We start from the raw sequence: 18,307 nt of genomic DNA on the forward strand, positions 1-18,307 counted from the left end.
CTTTAATGTCCTAAAAAAGAATTAATTTTTAATAAGAGATAAATAATTTTTGTTCTAAAATTAAGGTCAGTAAAATTAATATGAGAAAGATATGGCTTTGTTTTATGCCACATCTTATTTTTGAACAATAGTTCAACAATCTTAACTGAATAATGGTGCTTTGCAATCAATAATTCATTACTATATTTATTATCAAAATAGGTATTCCAATTTTCAGTGTTTTTAATATATTCTTCATATCCCTTTATTCTTTTCAAATAGGACCCCTTATGTTGATTGGTTATTCCTCCTGAATGAATTCTATATACACCACTTACATCCTGAGTATAGCGACATTTACCAAACTGAGATAAAAGCATATACAATCGTCTATCACCTCCACTTCCTTGAAAATAAACCTCTGGAAATTCTTTGATTAAACCATTTCTAAAACAAACCGTCAGCGTTGAAATAGGGTTTTTTAACATTAAATATTTAGTGTCAAAATCAAAATCGCAATTTAATGCAATCTTAGGTTTATGTAAAGTATTAAAATTCTCCGATTCATATATTTTACTTGCAAGATTACCTACCAAAACATAATTAGTGTTATTTTCTAAAAAATTTACTTGTTTTTGCAATTTCAGTGGATCCGTCCAATAATCATCTCCTTCACACATGGCAATATATTTGCCCTGGGCCCGCGGAATGTTAAAAGTAAGTGTCATTTTTCTAATCCCACGGGACCATTGGTTTTCAACTTGTATTATAGGTTTTATAATATTTGGATACTTATCGTAATATTCCCTAATAATATCTGAGGTACCATCTGTTGAGGCATCATCATGAATTAGAATTTCAAAATCAAAATTACATTTTTGCATTAAAAAACCATCCAAGCATTCACGAATAAAATTAACATGGTTATAGGTTATACAAGAAATTGAAACTAAAGGAGCTAAACTCATCCTAATTTATCTTAATCGCTTTGGCGTATCTACAGCCTTAGCAGGATTACCAAAACATTTCGTTCCAGAGGGAACATCCTTAACAACATTAGAAGCCATACCAATCATGCAATCGTCTCCAATGGTTATTTTATTATTTGTGGTAGCATTGATTCCAATAAAGTTACGGTCTCCCATAATCAGATTAGCTACAATAGCCTGTGTAGCAACTAAATTGTAGTGCCCCACTCTGGCGTCATGCCCAATAGTTACTCCACTCATAATTGAATTGAATTCTCCGATGACTGCTTTAGGATTTACAACAGTATGGGCTAAGATAAGCGTTCCAATACCTATTGTGGCACTTCTAGCAATCATACAACTTGGATGTATAAAAGTGCAATAACGTTCCTTTGGTATCCCTAAACTATCTTTAAAATCAATTGTTTTTTGCATATCTTGAATATCGTACATCTGAAAAATAAATTTAACCTGATGGTCATCTCTATATTTTTCGTAGGCCTCATTTACTCTACACAAAACGGGAAATCCATTGATATCGGCTCCTACAACCTCTTCATCATAAGCAAATCCCAAACATTCAATGTCGACTTGGTGCTTGTGTTGCGCATCATAAATATAATCAGCGATAAGTGTAGCAGAACTTTTTCCTCCAATAATTACAATCTTTTCCATGAACAGATCTAGTTTTTAAAATGGTTCTTTCTTTTTTCTATCAATTCCACTCGTGCAATAATATCTTTGGATTTAGTAATCAAGGGGGGGCCTACAAATTTGCCTTCGATAATAGCCACACCTTTATTGATTTTCTTAGCCTCTTCATAAAGTCTCAAAAAATTAACGGAGTCTTGATATTCTTGTTCAGTTGGACTAAAAACTTCATTAGCCAATTCATTTTGCTTAGGGTGCAAAATCCACATACCGCCATAACCCAATACTTTACCTGTTTGTAAGTGGCGGTCTAAACCTCCTAAGTCGTGAACTTTGATATAAGCAGCGTCGATTGCTTCCAATCCGTGAGCACGAGCTACGATGGGTACCAATTGCCTAGGAAATGAAATACTTTGATTGGTCTCAAAATCACGAATACCTTGTATGTCCGAAACATAATCTTCCGAACCAAATCCTAAAGCAATAATTCGTTTCGAAGAAAGCGCTATTTCATTGATATTCACAATCGATAAAGCACTTTCTAATATCGGAATGATAGTAAATTTTCCTGCTTCTAATTTGCGGTCTTTCTCAATAGAGGTCAACAACTGATCTAGATACTGAACGTCCTCTTTCGTATTGGTTTTAGACAATAAAAAACCATCAATATTTCCTTGTGTTACCGTCAACACGTCCTGTAGAAAAAATTCTGTTTCAATTTCATTCAGTCGCACAAATTTTTGAAAACGATTAAACTCTTTCCCTTTACTTTTTTCAACAATAATGCCTCGAGCAAGCAATTTATTCGATTCCGGTTGTACACTATCCTCCAAATCAAAAATCAAAGCATCGGCAGTGCTTTTTACAGCAGACTCAATCAATTTCTCATTATGCCCAGGTACGAACATCATACTGCGCAACAGTTGTAAATTACTCTTCATGGTTTCTTTTTTTGATTAATATTTTTCTTCTAAAGCGAATAACATCTACATCGTGCTGATTGTACCCTGTAGTTTCAACATACACCACACCTCTGTCATTTTTCGATTTGGATGCGGTTTTACCCAAGATCTCTGTCTTGCTATAAATAGTATCATTAATAAAGGTAGGTTGCAAATGATCTATGCTTTCGTACAGTAAATTGGCAATAGCCTTACCACTGATGTCCATCACCGTTAAATGCACCGCCAAACAAAAAACCAAAGTGCCCGGAACTAGTACTTGACCGTGCTGATTGTCCTTGCAGTAGTCGATATTCGTGTGAACAGGATGATGATTCATCGTTAACATCGAAAATAAATTATTATCCGATTCAAAAATTGTTTTGGATTGACAATGGTGTAAGGTTGCTCCTACCACAAAGTCCTCAAAATAATTACCCATTTTATTTGCTTCCATATCTAGTTTTTTCAGTTAATAACGTTGTTGTATTTTATGCATCAAATGCTTAATTCTTATAATGTGGGGTTTTTCATACACCTTACCATCAATGGTGTGAACCTCTATATTTTCTTCAGGAATGTCTTTCACTTTTTCATAAACAGCAGTCAATTGCTCCATCTCACTTTCAGACATAAATGGAATATTTTTGAGCGCTGCAATCTGTTTCGGATGAATTAAAAACTTACCACTAGCCCCTATTTCAAATGCAAAAAGAGCTTCTTCATTAAAAGCGGCGAAATCAGTAAGATTCAAATCAACCCCATCCAAGTAAGAAGTTTTATAAGCTTTAGTAATCAAAATCAATTGTCTTTTATAAAAGGCTAGATGGGCTAAGGTATGCTTTATTCCTGTAATAGAACAAAAATCATGACTTCCAAATCCAACTGCATGTATTTGAGACGAGTAGGTATTTAAAATGGCTGGTAAATGAATAAAGCAAGTAGGGTTTTCAACTAATACAATCAATTGCAAGGAAATAGTAGGCACTAAAGCAACAACGCTCTGCACCTCTTCTAAACATGAAACTTTAGGAAGTACAATGCGTCCTTCATACTGAATTATAAGTTGGGACACCTGCTCCTTGGAATAGCAATCCTCTAAAAAAGGAATGCGTACAAAATGCTTTTTTTCAGGAGTTAAAGACAGAACCAAAGCAAGGGCTGCTTGCTTGTTTTGCAACGCCACTGCGTCTTCCAAATCTATTACGATAAAATCGGCCTCTAAAGTGGCTACCTTATCCAGATACTTTTGCTTATCGCCAGGTACAAAAAAATAAGAATCCAACATAATGCCTCTTTATTTGTAACTATTTATTATTTTACTTATATTTTCTAGGTCGATATGTTCTAACCCCACATACAAAGGCAAACACAAAACTCGACGAGCAACACTTTCCGAGACAGGCATAACTGCCCCTTGAACATACGGTACGGTATTAAGGGAAGGATTAAAATACCGTCTCGGATAAATAGCATTCGCTTTGAGTCGCTCTAAGGTGTCCAACAAATCTGCCTCTGTTCGAAAAAGAACAGGATAATAACTGTAGTTCCATTCGGTACCCGCTCGGAGTTTCATTTTTTCAATTTTCGTAAAATCAAGCAAAGCATCATACCCGTCCACTACTACTTTCCTTGCCGCTATAATAACATCCATCGACTCAAAAACAGCCAATCCCATAGCTGCATGCAGTTCGGAAATTTTACCATTAATACCCAAACCATGAAAGTCCAACGGTCCCTTATGTCCAAAATTGTGACTGTAATACATTTGCTGCTGCAACTGCGCGTCCTTGGCAAACATCGCCCCTCCTTCTCCCGTGTGGAATAATTTCGTGGCATGAAAACTACACGTACTCACATCCCCATAATTAAAAATGCTTTGCTCGTCGTGCCTAACTCCAAACGCGTGAGCCGCATCGTAAATCACGTACAAATTATGTTTTTTCGCAATGGCTTCAATTGCTTCCACCGCACAAGGGTTCCCGAACACATGTGTCGCTAAAATACAAGTAGTTTTATTGGTAATAGCGGCTTCTATTTTCGTTTCATCAATCGTCAAATATTCCGGATGAATATCCACAAAAACAGGCGTGCAATTTTCCCAAACAATAGCAGCCGTAGTCGCCACGTAACTAAAAGGCGTAGTGATAATTTCACCTCCTTTACCCAGTAATTTAAGCGCAATCTGCAGCGGAATCGTCCCGTTATTGGTAACCGTCATCCAATCCACATCCAAATACCCCTTCAGACGTTCCTCCAAAAGTTGCACTAGTTCGCCTCTATTCGTCAGCCATTGCTTGTCATACGCTTTTTGTACCCATTCGGTGTATAACTCAATCGGCGGTAAAAAACATTTCGTTATTGGTATCATTATATTCTTATCGTATTTCATAGCAAGAATCAAATACTATTGATTCTACGCATTATATTCTTTTCTGTATTTTCTATACTCTCCATTCTATCCTTCAAACTACAACCAATCGCAAGTATTAATACTCAATCTTAATATTCCCCCTATATCTCCTGCAACTCGACCATTCGTTTAAATCGTGACGAAGAGCTAACCAATTCTTCAAAATTTCCCTGAAAAGTAATTTGACCTTTGTCCATTAAATAAATAGTATCGGCATTTTTAATCGTTGCCAGACGATGAGCTATAATTATTACAGTATATTTACCTTTAAGACCCTCAATATTCTGCTGAATTTCACTTTCTGTCTCCGAATCTAAAGCAGATGTGGCTTCATCCAAAATTAAAATATCTACTTCTTTATACAATTCTCGTGCTATAGAAATACGTTGTCGCTGTCCACCACTCAAATTGACACCATTATTCCCTAACAAACTTGCTTCTTTTAGAGCGAGACCATGAATAAAGTCTGTAATAGAAGCCATTTCTACAGCTGCAGCAAAACGTGCTTTGTTTTTCGTTGTAGGCTCCGCCCAAAAAGTAATATTATTAAATACCGTATCATTAAAAATAGTTGCTTCCTGAGAGATATAACCTATTCTCTTCTGATACGTAAATTGATTATATTCATTTATATTAATCCCGTCAATAACGATGGAACCACTTTCCACATTCAATAATTTAATAATTGAATTTACCAAAGTAGTTTTTCCGCTTCCGCTTTCTCCCACAAAAGCTACAGTCTTATTTTTAGAAATACTGAGATTAATCTGGTTCAATATAGTTGTTTCTCCGTATTTAAAAACCACATCTTTGATTTCTATTGAATGGCGCAGTCCTCCAAAAACAAGCGAGCCTACTTGCTCTTTATACTTTCTTAATTCGGCTAGAAATCCTTGAATATTATCAATTGCGCCTTGATTGGCAAGTGCATTATTATAATTGTTCTGAACAGAAACTACTGCTGTCAAAGCACGGTAAAAAAACAACAAACTAATCATAATGGCAGAAATACGGGCATTAAAAAAAGTTATCTGTATAAAAATAACCAGTACTACAATACAAATAAGTAATGGCTCTCTAAAAGCCGTGACCTTGGAATTCAACATCCCCATCTGCAAGCTTTCATATTGTACATGATCAATAGATTTCTCTACTTTTTCACGATAATCTACTACCTTACCTGTAGCTTTCAAATATTTAAAGTTATTTACATACTGATTAAGTATGTTTGAGAAGGCATTCCCTACCTTCGAAATGTTTTTAGATTTTTCTTTGGTAAGCTTGTTGATACGACTGAAGATTAAATTTGACAAAAGCCCTCCTATACAAACCAACAGTGCAAACTGCCAATCCACCATAAATGAAAAAATCATATAGACTATAATCATAATAGCCCCCTGAATCATTGAAATATAGTTAACATAAGTATTTGACAAACGCCCTATTTCTCCTAAAAATATATTTTGAATTTTACCAATATCTGTTTTTACAAATTGGTTATAAGCAAAAACAGGAAACAAATCCACTATACTCATTCGAACCTGCTTTGTAAGTTGTTGCTGTGTCAAAATCTTATAAACACTTGACTTATAAACAACTAACCCCTTGACTAAAAATATAACCACTAAAAAAAACAGTGCTTTATTAACTGTTAATTCAACACCCGCACCATTTAATGCATTGGTAATAAAATTCAAATTACCCATATCTACAGCACCACCTCCATCAGCTAGTTGCAGCAAAGGAAGAAACATTGTAAGCCCTAGACTGTCTAAAAGCCCCACTAAAATACTCAATACAATTACTACGAAAATCTTCGACTTCAATATAGTGTAGAAGTACGCAAATGAAGCGAAATATTTTTTTATAAACTTTTTAAACGTCTGCATTAATTCTATAGTGATGAAAAATTAATTGGATTAAAATTAGTTTTGGCTCATGACCAATGTGACAAATACTAGTTTCAAGAAGTATAAATATACAAAGTTGAATCTCTTAACGAAGCCACAAATGTACTGATTTTTAACACTATTTAAGAAACTTTAAAGTCTTTATTTTTTTTAAATAGTACTTTGACTGCACAAATAGGTAGCCTTCGTAACTAAAAAAAAATTTCTTTTCAAAAACTCAAACGATAAACAATTCAATATCGAAATTTAAAAATAAATATCCATTCTAAAAGCTACGGTTTTTCCTTTATACTTTGAAATTTCAATGCAAAATTAGCAGAACAAGACGTACGTCCCTCCTTATTCACATGCAAATTATCATAAAACAAACTCTTGTCTTTAAGAAAATCAGAATGATTAATCACAAATTTCTGCCCACTTAAGTCCACTTTCGTTTTATACAACGGCGATTGGTACACAATCAATTGAATCCCTTTTTCCTTACAAAGCGCCTCTATCTTTTCAAAATAAGGATTTTTAATCACCGCAGTAACAACATTTGGAGCGGTTTCTTTCGGTACTCCTGTGCTAGGATAACTATAATTTCCTCGGTCGTCAAAACGATTCCGTTTTTTAGGTTGCACAATGGTCAATAAAGAAGGGTAAAACAACTCCGTATTGTAATAACTCACCCCTAAAATAGGTACATAAGCGCTGTACTTCAAAACAGGGAAACCTTTATAGGGAATACTTTGATAATAAGCATGGACTACATCCGTATATTGTTCTGAGAAGAAACGATAGTCATTATCACTCAAAACCGGTTCTTTGTTCGCTAAATCCCATGGGGTAACAGCCAAAACCAAATAGTCGGTGGTTTTATTTTGAGCATAAAAGTACTGCAACATTAAATAATGGGTATTTAATGCCGTATCGTCCATGCTGATATTTAAACCCGTTGTATTTATAGTGGAATCAATTTGTTTTGTATCCAAAGTGGTTAATCCCGTGCTCGAACCTAAAACCACATAATCAAAATGCTTTTCCTTAACCCCATTTTTTACGAACTGCGGTTTATACAATTGCGATTGTCCTAAAAAATACAACGACAACCAAGCAATTCCATTCGCTATGATTAGAATGATTGCCGTATAAACTATTATTTTAGTGATAAATTTTTTCATTAAAATTGAAAATAAATAAAATCCATTTGATTTTTAAAGGTACCCATCAAAAAGATAAGTAGCACCAGAATAACAGCCTTAAAGGTAGTGATTCTCGGCACTTCTCTTTTCTGAATGACCCACATTAATTCTTGAAGAACCAAAATCCCAATTCCTGCCATCGATAAAATAAAAATCATCAGATTGGCATTCGACTTGCAAAAGAGCTGCATACCAAAACTACCGAACTCCATCATCCGTCCCAAGTACTGAAACGCATCGGGTAAACTAGCAGCCCTAAAAAATACCCAACCGATACAAACCAACAAAAAGGTTAGTCCAATTTTAGCAAAATCCAACCAACCGTAGGATTTGGTCATCGTATTGTTTCGATTCAAACTAAAGACCAACAAGGGTAAAAACAACAACCCGTGAAAAAGACCCCAGAAAACGTACGTCCAGTTGGCACCGTGCCAAAAGCCACTCACTAAGAATATAATCAGTACATTTCTAATTTTAGCGAATTGCGTACCATGGGAACCTCCCAAAGGGATGTAAATATAATCGCGAAACCAAGTGGATAATGAAATGTGCCAACGCCTCCAAAATTCCGCAATATCTCGAGAAAAATAAGGAAACTTAAAATTAACCATCAAGTCAAAACCAAAAAGCTTCGATAGTCCTATGGCAATATCTGAATAACCCGAGAAGTCACAATAAATTTGAAACGCAAACAATAGCATTCCCGTAAACAATTCGCCAGACGAATACAGCTCCGGATTTTCGAAAATTTTATTGACAAAATAAGAAGCATTATCTGCAATAACCACTTTTTTAAACAAACCCCAAATAATCAGTTTTACACCCTCAACAGACTGACCGTAATCAAACCGCCGTTTACTGTAAAATTGAGGCAATAAATGCGTCGCCCGTTCAATAGGCCCCGCTACCAGTTGCGGAAAAAAGCACACAAAAGCAGAAAAAGCGATAAAATCGGTAGTTGGCTCTAGCTTCCTCTTGTAAACATCTATTGAGTAACTCAACGTTTGAAATGTATAAAAACTAATTCCTACCGGTAAAATGACATTCAATCCCGAAGCTGAAATGGGATTTCCAAAAAAGCTAAAAGCGGCAACAAAATTATCTAAAAAGAAGTTATAATACTTGAAAAAGCCTAAAAAACCAAGGTTGACCAAGATGCTGACCCACAATAAAATTTTACGTTTTGTTTCATTATGTTCCTTCAACAACAAGACTCCAATCGTATAATCTACTAGCGTACTAAAAAAAATCAACGACAAAAACCGCCAATCCCACCAGCCATAAAAAACATAACTGGCTAGCACAATTAAAAAATTCTGTAGCTTTAAGTTTTTATTGGTAACGAACCAGTAGAGTATAAAAACAAGCGGTAAAAAAACCGCAAAATCAATGGAGTTAAATAGCATGGCGTACCGTTGCGTTTTTTATTTTATAATTTTGTTAACAAATATCGGATATTTATTGAATCATTTGAAAACAAAAGCGGAATTACTTTTTATTTAAAACAGGAAGTAATAAAAAAGAAATACCGCCCAAGAAAATGGTCAAAACAGTTTGTGAAGTCCAAACCAACCACCCAAACGCAGTACCAACAGTTTCAGGAACATTGTATAATAAAAAAATCTGGGCTATCAAGAGCGGAAATGCCCCAAAACCACTATTAGTAAAACCAATAGCAAGACTTCCAATAACAAAGGCAGTTATAACAGCACCTAAACTAATCATACTGGTCTCTTTTAATGCAAAAACAGCTACATAAAACATCCAAACATAAGTAAACCATATAAATAAAGAATGAAATAGAAAAGCCCATTTTTTTTCCATTTTTACTATACTCATCATACCTTCCGTTAAGCCCGCTAATTTTCCTTTTACAAATAAAATAAATTTCCATTTAGAGTAAATCCACAATAAAAGAAAGATAATAAAACTCACAAAACCTATTGCAGCTAGAATAATCAATCGTTCAATAGGTATTTTTTCAAAAACAAAACGTTTCAAAACACTAAATTGCAAAACAAAAGCAGTAACAACAAATAGAAAAAACAAAATTAAATCTACAATACGTTCCGCTACAATGGTCCCGAAGGCTTTATCAAAAGGAATATTTTCATATTTCTTTACGATAACCGCCCGAGTAATTTCACCTGATCTAGGAATCGTTAGGTTCATAAAATACCCGGTGCTAACTGCCATAAAATTAGTGCTGAATTTTGAAGTATACCCCAAGTGTTCGAGGCTAAATTTCCATCGGTAGGCCCTCGATACAAATCCCAGTATCGAAATTAGAAGGGACAAATAAATATAAAAATAATCCGCATTTTTAAAATACCCTCTCATTTCCATCAATTGTTCTGAAGAAAATTGACGATATTGATAAATAATCAAAAAAATACCTAGAAAAAGGGGTAATAAAATGGAAATCCATTTAGTTATTTTATGTTTCACAAAAATGCAGTTTAAAAATATATTTTTTGTTTAGAAATTATAAATGAATAGAAAAAAGCTTATCGAAAAAATTAACCAAGCAGTATCACCTAAAAAGATACTTTATTAAATCAACATCTATTTCTAAAACTTCTAATTAGATAAGACAAAGGTAAATTAATTTAGTTAAATAAAAATAGAAGACTGTCAAGCCATCACTCAGAGCATATAAACTGATTTTAAAAAATACATTAAAAAGAATGCCGAAAAAAAAGGAAAAATGAATGTATTAATAAATATGAAACAGTTTTAAGCGAAATTTTATGTTTTATTGACAAATATCGGATTTTTATTGAATTGAAATGCAAAAATGTACAAAAATAGTTTAAAGAACGACAGTTTGAGCAATTGAAAGCTCAACAGGTACTTCTAATTAATCCATGCCGTTTCAAGCAAAACTGTAGACATACTAAATAGCGGTAATAATTAGCAATAACCACTTCATAAATTGCTCTCTCGTAGCTAGGATTGCTTCGTTCCTCGCAAGGACGAAATAATGAATGATTTTTGACATAAATGCCAGATTAAAGTACCAACCTTCAACAACTTTAAACTTTAAACTTTAAACTTTAAACATTTCCTCAAACACAAACTCCAACGTAATACGTATCGACTATACAGACCCCACATCACTTTCGTTTCTTAGCAAGAATCTAAAACAGATTAGCACTTCTCTATATAAATGACACCTCAAGTTAGCAAAAAAACCAAACTATAGTATTAGATTCCAGAATCTAACACTATACTTTTAGTTCCAAATCATTTTATTAGATACGTTTGCAGATTACTAGCAACTACTGCTACTGCAATTCTAATACAAATCGAACACAATGAAAAATCAAAAAGAACTACAACAAATAGTAGATATTTTTAAATTACTATTTGAAATTGCTACAGGAACACGAACCACGCAAGCACGTAAATTGGAAAACCAATCAGAACTAGAGAAAATTTATAATGAACTGATTGATTTTGATGAAAAATTACAAGTATTTATGAAAGCAAATAATTTATATGTGCCGAGTGTTGCTCATGAAAATTTAACGCAATTAATCTTTGTACTCAACAAGCAACAAGAGGTGGTAAATTTTAATCAAGAAGTACTCCTTTTACTCCATTACAATTCCGAAGAGTTAATCAACATTCAGTTTGAACAATTAATAGCATTAGAGTTTCGGGAAGTATGGAGGCAAATAGTGAAGAAAAGAAAACCACAACTGTGGACACCCAATTATGCCAAATTAACCTTTATAACAACAGAAGGCAAGCTCTTCCCGACCTATTGCTCTATTACCAATATGGCTCCAAACTATGAAATCATCGTAACATCGATTATTACTGAAAAAGAATCTACAGCAAAGCTTCATGAGCAATGGTTTGAACTAACCAACAAAGACATAATTCAGAAAAACTTCAGCATAAAATTGTACGACTACATTATGGAACGTTTAAACCAACAATTACCATCACTTCAAACCATAGCCAGAGAATTAGGTACGGAAGAGCACCTACTAAAAACAGGTTTTAAGAAATACTACAAAACAAGTGTTTACCAGCTTTACCAAGACGAAAGACTAAAAAGAGCAGAAGTACTCATCCAGCAGACCGCAATTCCGCTCAAAGAAATAGCCTATCTATGTGGTTTTAAATCTTATCTAAATTTCTATAAATCCTTTAAGAAAAAATACAAATACGCGCCAAGCGACCTATTGCGAAAGACGTAAAAATAAAAAACAAGGTCAGGGATAACGAAATGCCTGATTTGCATATTATTATAAATTTATTTTTTACAATTTTACAGTAGAAAATAAATGAGACATGAAAACCACTGCAAAATTTAACACAACCGTCATAGCTATTATCAGCTATTTATTTGTCTTTCTGTTTATCTATGCAGCAATAAGCAAGCTATTAGATTACAATGATTTCAGTATCAAAATAGGACAATCGCCCTTATTAAGTCCTTTTGCAGGATATGTGGCAATTGGAGTTCCTGTAATAGAACTGATTATTGCTGTAGGCTTGCTTATACCAAATTGGAGAATCATTTCCCTTTTTGCAGCCCTATGTCTGATGACGGCTTTTACAGTGTACATCTTCATCATTCTAAACTTCAGTTCTTTTGTTCCTTGTTCCTGTGGAGGAATCTTAGAAAAACTAGGTTGGACCGAACATCTTATTTTTAATCTAGTATTTGTAGTCCTTGCAATTATTGGCTTGATTTTGAGCGAAAACCACGCCAGCGACTGGATCAGCAGCAAAAAACCATTGCCTTTTACAGTTACGGTTATTTCAGGCATTACCATAAGTGCGTTATCGATAATATCCCTTTTCTTGATTTCAGAACACATCATGCACAAACGAAATAACTTTGTACGACGTTTTCCAACGCATGCAGAACCGGAATACAAAAAGCTAGACTTAGGTCTTAATTCCTATTACTTTGCAGGAAACGACGATAAAACAATATACCTCGGCAACTATAAAGCACCCGCTTACGTAGCCATTGTCGATACCAGTTTAAAAACAAAAGACAGCTTAAGAATTCAACCCGACCAACCCAACCTACCATTCAAAGATATAAAATTAAGCGTCGTTCCTCCCCATTTTTTTATAACAGATGGTACAATTCCAGCAATATTTAAAGGGAATACTTCAGATTGGAAAGCCACAAGACAAACAGGCCAAATTCCTTATTTTACAGCACTTGCAGCTATGGACAGCCTAAGCATTGCTCTGCGACTAACAAGCCTCAAAAAAATGCGGCATACCTTAGCAGTGTACAACCTCGAAAAACAAAAACTGCTTGTGCAAAACACAACACTTCTTAAAAAACAAATAGACGGAATTTTTGATGCAGACGGCATGTTACTATACAACCAGCAGAACCAACAACTACACTACATTTTCTATTACAGAAATCAATTTATAACATCTAATAGAAATTTAAAACTAGTTAGTGAAGGAAAAACAATAGATACGGTAGCAATAGCTAAAATAAAAGTGTCCAAAATGACCAATGGCGGCAAAGAAATAGCTACTCCCCCACTAGTTATTAATAAAACAACTAGTGTGTACAAAAACCTGCTTTTTATAAAATCAGACCGCATAGGAAAATTTGAAGACAAAAACATGATTAATGAAGCATCAATTATCGACGTGTATAATTTAAACAACAACACCTATGTAGGAAGCCAATACATTTACGATATCGAAAAAGCTAAACTTAGAAATTTCAAAATAATTCAAAATAAATTATATGGATTATACGGAAGCTACTTAGCAGTAGTTACTATAAGCGATAAAATTACAGAAGCATACCAAAAAGAATGAATGATACAATCAGAAATTATACCCGGCCGGTATCAGGGGAAGACTGAAAACCTGTAAAAAAGAGTAAGTCGTAATTATAATTTTTAAGATTATGAAAAAATTAATTGTACCAGCAGTTGTAATCGTAATGGCGGTTACAAGTGCATTTTCAACTGGAGATACCTCCAAAAAATTGGCAGTAGTACCAGGATTCGTTAAACATAATGTACCAGGTACCAACTGTGAACAAGAAGACGATTGCTCGGATATTGACACGGGAACTTTGTGTTACATCAATCAAGATTCAGCTCAAACACAATTATGGATTATGAATACGAACGGAGAGTGTTTGAAAAAAGGATATCGACCTGAGTAACTAATTTTTAAAAAAAATGCAGTCCCAAGGGACTGCATTTGCATTTATAGCCAGCTAGGTTTGGCACTGTTTTTCAAATAATAGTCCAACCAGTCCTCTATTTTTTGTGTAAGATCCACAGCTTCCTTCATGCCTGACATATCGTGTTCCACATCAGGGTAAACCAACATGGTATGCTCCTTTTTTAACCTGCGAAGGGCCAAGTAAAATTCAAAACTTTGCGTATAATCCACTTGTCCATCTTGCAGCCCTGTCCACGATAGCAAAGGAGTAGTAACGTTAGCAGCATAATAGAGTGCAGAGTTTTTCAAATAACGTTCCCAGTTTTCAAAAGGTGAAACCATCATCCTTGCCTGCCCTCGTTCTATTTTATAAAAATTGGGTATCTGATAGTTCGGAGTAACCGACAGATGAGAACTTATAAAATCGGTAGTAGCCGCTCCCGCAACGGCACATTTGAAAAGCGTACTTTGCGTAATGATAAAATCAGTTTGAGTACCCCCAAAGGAGTGCCCAATAAGCCCTACATTTCTAGAATCAATCGAAGTATTTTCCAATGCTTTTCTCACAGCCGCTGTTACACAATCCACAGCAGAAAAACCAATGGCTCCCACAGTGTATGTAATATCGGGAAGCAACACAAAATAACCTTTGGCAGTCAAATTAGTAGTATTAAAACCATCACTATTATTCAAAGTAGGTAGCGTGTATTTATGCAACAAATGGGATTGTTTTTGGTAGATATGAACTACCATTGGATACAATTTACCAGACACATAACCCGCAGGATAGTATAAAATACCTTGTAAAGGAATGCCATCGCTGTTTTGATAGTCTAAAAGCTCCGATTTAGTCCACTTGAAACGCTCTTGGTGCTTATTACTTTTGTGCATCACTTGCGCCTCGGAAGTACCTTTGCGAACCATCAAGGTAGGGGGTTGCGACACATCTTCTTCGCTCCAAACAAAAGTACCATTTTCAGATTGTGCAATTCCACTCAATGCTTTTGGTACATAACATATAGTCTGTAGTCTATTGCCAGGACGCCATACCGCAAACCCATTATAATCGTTAGAAACACTGCGACTTCTAAGTAACAGTGTAGCATCCAAATCAAAAGTACCTACCGTTGTTATTCGACCGTCATTAGTTTTCGTCTGACCCTTATTTTTTTGAGCCAAAATTCGATACTTAATACCCTCTTCACGACCACGAGTCAAACGTTCGGAACTACTTCCATCGGGCTTGATTCTCCAAATGTCAAATTCATCATACAAAAGGATGTACGAATCATTTACACTCCACCCCGGATTTCCATAACTGTTTTCACCTTCCTCTGTGAGACTCTCACTACTAAATGATACAGCTATATTTTTCGTTACAACTGTCGTAAGTCCCGTGTCAACGAAATAGACCTTCCATTGCCCTTTTTCAAGATATGATACGTACTTACCAGTGGGCGAAATGAATGCATTTGTTGAACCACCTATTATTTCTTTTGCCAATAGTCTTCGTTGACCCGTTGCAAGAGTAGTAATATACATTTCAGTATCTTGAGTAAATTTGTCGGCTGCACTTAGCGTTAGCGGATTATAAACCAATGCAACTGTAGAATTACCTCCACTACCACCCACAGGAAACGCAGTATCAGTAATTTCCATAAAACGTTGATTTTTGGGTTCCCACATCGCACATCTCGAATTTTGAGTATAGCCCTCTGTTGCAATAAAGGAAGGATAAATTTCTGGCGCATTGGCATTCCAAACTTGCACACCATTGGGTGGTCGCACAACATTGAGTTCAGGTTTTTGTCGGATTTTAAAGAAAACCCGATTACCATCTGCCGATAAGTTTAGTTCAGCCCGCACATAAAAATGCATAGAGGGAGGAAATCCCGCAAAGGAAGAGTCAAAAGTGTGTAATTCTCGGCGACCAAGATGGTAATAATGAATTGTTGAATCAGATCCAAGTGTATCATAAAAAGCAACCGCGGTACTCTCTGAATTCCATGCAATTAACGAAAAAAGTCCTTTTTCAATAGGTTGTTTAAGGAGTTCCGTAACTACAAATCCTTTGGTGGAAACAAGACTAAAAGTGGTCAAACTAAGCTTACGTTGTAAGACACCAACATAATTTTCGTCAGGACTTACCTTATATTCAGAGAGTTGCAATGCCCTAAACATTTCTTTGCCTTCATAATCGAAGAGAATTAGTGCTTTTTCATTTTCAATTTGCTGCGCAGTTGCAATAAAGGCGTCATACACATTAAACTGCTGAACACCTTTTAATACTTTGACTTTACCCGTTTTAAGCGAGACAATATGCAGTAATCCATCTGGTGTCCCACAAACATAATAATCCTTTTTAAAAAATCCAGAAAGAACCTTTGAAAAAGACAAAACCTTTTTGCTCTTCCTGTTTTGTACAAACAAGGTATCTGTTTCCGAATAATAATGACGGTAACTCACCCAATCCCCATCGTCGGAAATAGCCTCCAGTTGCAAATTATGCCAAAGGTTATAATCAGCTTGCGTCAAATTACGCTTTGCCGAATCCTGAGCACTACAAAAGTCCGTAGTAGCAACATTTATTATAAAGGCGAAGAGTAGACAAAACCGTCCATAAATAGACCAAGTTAGATAATTCGATTGTTTCATTAGTAACCTTGGTTTTGTGAACCTAAGTTCGGATTTAAATTAAGTTCTGTTTGTGGCAAAGGCAAGTATTGTTCCGTAGCACTCCAATCGCCTTTATACTCCAAGGCAGTATCTAATGCACCAAAACGTTTCAAGTCCATAAAACGATGACCAAACTCGGTAAACAATTCCACTTGACGCTCGTGCAAGATGGCTTGTAATAGTGCGGGGGCAGTAACTGCAGTGGTATTGGCAAGTCCTGCTCTACTTCTTACTTTATTCAAATCTTCAATTGCACCTATCAACTCCCCTTGTCGTGCCCGTGCTTCCGCCCGAATCAAATATTGCTCTGCCATTCGTAAAACGACCGTACATTCTGTTTGGGGTGTATCTCCTCCTGCTTTCTTATATTTATAAGCATGATAGAAAGTCAAATCCTCTTTAATTCGTGCACGTGTCCATTTCGACTTACGTTGGTCACCAGATTCAAAAGCAACCATTTGTTGACTAGTCAACGCAACGGAATTGGGTGGTGCCGCATTAAAAATAAAAGTACTTCCATCATCGGTGTTTCTTGTAGAAGTCCGTGCCCCATACTGCCAGATGGTAGTAGTACTTCCTTTCAAGAACACATTGTTCAGTTCTTCGTCCCAAACGTAAAGTTCCGTATTGTTGAGAACTGCAGAAGCGCTATTGGATGCTTCTGCCCACTTACCCGCATACAAATAAGTACGGGCTAAAAGTGCATGAGCTACATACGAATTCGGTAAAACACGGTTGGGATTCGTATATTCAGTAGGCAACAGTGCAGCAGCTGATTCGAGGTCTGCAATAATCTTATCGTACACCTCCGCTTCGGGCAGCCGTTTGACCGTTTTATTGATTGTGTAATCCGTCACGGTAACATAAGGAACTGCACCGTACAACTGAACTAAATAAAGATGCACCAAGGCTCGGGCAAATATAGCTTGCCCAATAAGCCGTTCTTTATCAACTGCTAATAATTTATCAGACTTATCGACGCCTTCGATAACTGCGTTAGCTGCGTAAATTTGACTGTAGGCATTGTTCCACCATGTCCCAACAGTGGCGTGTGTTGACATCAAAGTATTGTTATAAAAGTTAGCCGAAGCCTGTGTAGTATTTCCATACCAAGTCAGTTCATCGGCATAAAGCCCCATCTCTTTGCTGAGACCTGTTGTTTTACCCGTTAGCATACCATTGTCACGAATTTGCGCATAAATGTTCGCCACTGCGGCAGTTGCAGTAGTCAAGTCCTCAAAAACCGCAACCGTACTAAGTTCCATAATAGGCATTGGGGTTTCAGTAAAGTCATCACAACTTTTAAGTGAAGGTGCAAGACCCACTAAAGCACATATGAAAATCAAGCGGTAGCTTTTAAATGCTTGCTCTTTAAAAAAACGAAAAGGGATTAATGTTTTCATAATAA

The 18,307-nt window shown here is 35.6% G+C and carries 15 protein-coding genes; 3 read left to right on the forward strand and 12 right to left on the reverse strand.

What is annotated here, in order from left to right:
• Positions 1-2 precede the first annotated feature (2 nt).
• The 10 genes from ACQ5J2_RS00280 to ACQ5J2_RS00325 form a co-directional block, all read right to left on the reverse strand.
• Positions 3-947, reverse strand: coding sequence for a glycosyltransferase (locus ACQ5J2_RS00280; RefSeq protein ID WP_432671698.1), 945 nt, complete (start codon positions 945-947; stop codon positions 3-5).
• 6 nt (positions 948-953) lie between these two features.
• Positions 954-1,622, reverse strand: coding sequence for an acetyltransferase (locus tag ACQ5J2_RS00285; protein ID WP_432671699.1), 669 nt, complete (start codon positions 1,620-1,622; stop codon positions 954-956).
• 8 nt (positions 1,623-1,630) lie between these two features.
• A complete protein-coding gene (locus ACQ5J2_RS00290) occupies positions 1,631-2,539 on the reverse strand; it encodes an HpcH/HpaI aldolase/citrate lyase family protein (protein WP_432671700.1) in 909 nt (302 codons plus the stop codon).
• On the reverse strand, positions 2,529-2,996 hold the full coding sequence (locus ACQ5J2_RS00295) for a MaoC family dehydratase (RefSeq protein WP_432671701.1): 468 nt from the start codon (positions 2,994-2,996) through the stop codon (positions 2,529-2,531). The genes ACQ5J2_RS00290 and ACQ5J2_RS00295 overlap by 11 nt, the downstream gene beginning before the upstream one ends.
• Positions 2,997-3,011: 15 nt before the next feature.
• On the reverse strand, positions 3,012-3,827 hold the full coding sequence (locus tag ACQ5J2_RS00300; protein WP_432671702.1) for an HpcH/HpaI aldolase/citrate lyase family protein: 816 nt from the start codon (positions 3,825-3,827) through the stop codon (positions 3,012-3,014).
• A 9-nt stretch (positions 3,828-3,836) separates the two neighbouring features.
• Entirely contained in the window at positions 3,837-4,910 is a 1,074-nt protein-coding gene (locus ACQ5J2_RS00305) for a DegT/DnrJ/EryC1/StrS family aminotransferase (protein ID WP_432671703.1), read from the reverse strand.
• A 143-nt stretch (positions 4,911-5,053) separates the two neighbouring features.
• A complete protein-coding gene (locus ACQ5J2_RS00310; RefSeq protein WP_432671704.1) occupies positions 5,054-6,778 on the reverse strand; it encodes an ABC transporter ATP-binding protein in 1,725 nt (574 codons plus the stop codon).
• A 356-nt stretch (positions 6,779-7,134) separates the two neighbouring features.
• Entirely contained in the window at positions 7,135-8,025 is an 891-nt protein-coding gene (locus tag ACQ5J2_RS00315) for a hypothetical protein (RefSeq protein WP_432671705.1), read from the reverse strand.
• On the reverse strand, positions 8,025-9,452 hold the full coding sequence (locus ACQ5J2_RS00320) for an MBOAT family O-acyltransferase (RefSeq protein WP_432671706.1): 1,428 nt from the start codon (positions 9,450-9,452) through the stop codon (positions 8,025-8,027). Before ACQ5J2_RS00320 ends, ACQ5J2_RS00315 begins: the two co-directional genes overlap by 1 nt.
• Before the next feature lie 82 nt (positions 9,453-9,534).
• Positions 9,535-10,494, reverse strand: coding sequence for a lysylphosphatidylglycerol synthase transmembrane domain-containing protein (locus ACQ5J2_RS00325; protein ID WP_432671707.1), 960 nt, complete (start codon positions 10,492-10,494; stop codon positions 9,535-9,537).
• A gap of 869 nt (positions 10,495-11,363) precedes the next feature.
• Between ACQ5J2_RS00325 and ACQ5J2_RS00330 the strand changes: the two genes are divergently transcribed.
• The 3 genes from ACQ5J2_RS00330 to ACQ5J2_RS00340 all read left to right on the forward strand — a co-directional run bounded on the left by ACQ5J2_RS00330 (position 11,364) and on the right by ACQ5J2_RS00340 (position 14,221).
• Positions 11,364-12,257: a helix-turn-helix domain-containing protein gene (locus ACQ5J2_RS00330; RefSeq protein WP_432671708.1), complete on the forward strand. Its 894-nt coding sequence runs from the start codon at positions 11,364-11,366 to the stop codon at positions 12,255-12,257.
• 94 nt (positions 12,258-12,351) lie between these two features.
• Positions 12,352-13,866 (forward strand): MauE/DoxX family redox-associated membrane protein, encoded by a 1,515-nt coding sequence (locus ACQ5J2_RS00335; protein ID WP_432671709.1) that lies wholly within the window; start codon positions 12,352-12,354, stop codon positions 13,864-13,866.
• Positions 13,867-13,957: 91 nt separating this feature from the next.
• Complete coding sequence (locus tag ACQ5J2_RS00340) at positions 13,958-14,221, forward strand: DUF6520 family protein (RefSeq protein ID WP_432671710.1); 264 nt, start codon at positions 13,958-13,960, stop codon at positions 14,219-14,221.
• A 44-nt stretch (positions 14,222-14,265) separates the two neighbouring features.
• Here ACQ5J2_RS00340 and ACQ5J2_RS00345 read toward each other — a convergent pair whose 3' ends face one another.
• Both ACQ5J2_RS00345 and ACQ5J2_RS00350 read right to left on the reverse strand, forming a co-directional pair.
• Complete coding sequence (locus ACQ5J2_RS00345) at positions 14,266-16,878, reverse strand: S9 family peptidase (RefSeq protein WP_432671711.1); 2,613 nt, start codon at positions 16,876-16,878, stop codon at positions 14,266-14,268.
• Complete coding sequence (locus ACQ5J2_RS00350) at positions 16,878-18,302, reverse strand: RagB/SusD family nutrient uptake outer membrane protein (RefSeq protein WP_432671712.1); 1,425 nt, start codon at positions 18,300-18,302, stop codon at positions 16,878-16,880. Before ACQ5J2_RS00350 ends, ACQ5J2_RS00345 begins: the two co-directional genes overlap by 1 nt.
• Positions 18,303-18,307 lie beyond the last annotated feature (5 nt).

The organism is Flavobacterium sp. SM2513 (assembly GCF_050908145.1).
GTDB lineage: Bacteria > Bacteroidota > Bacteroidia > Flavobacteriales > Flavobacteriaceae > Flavobacterium.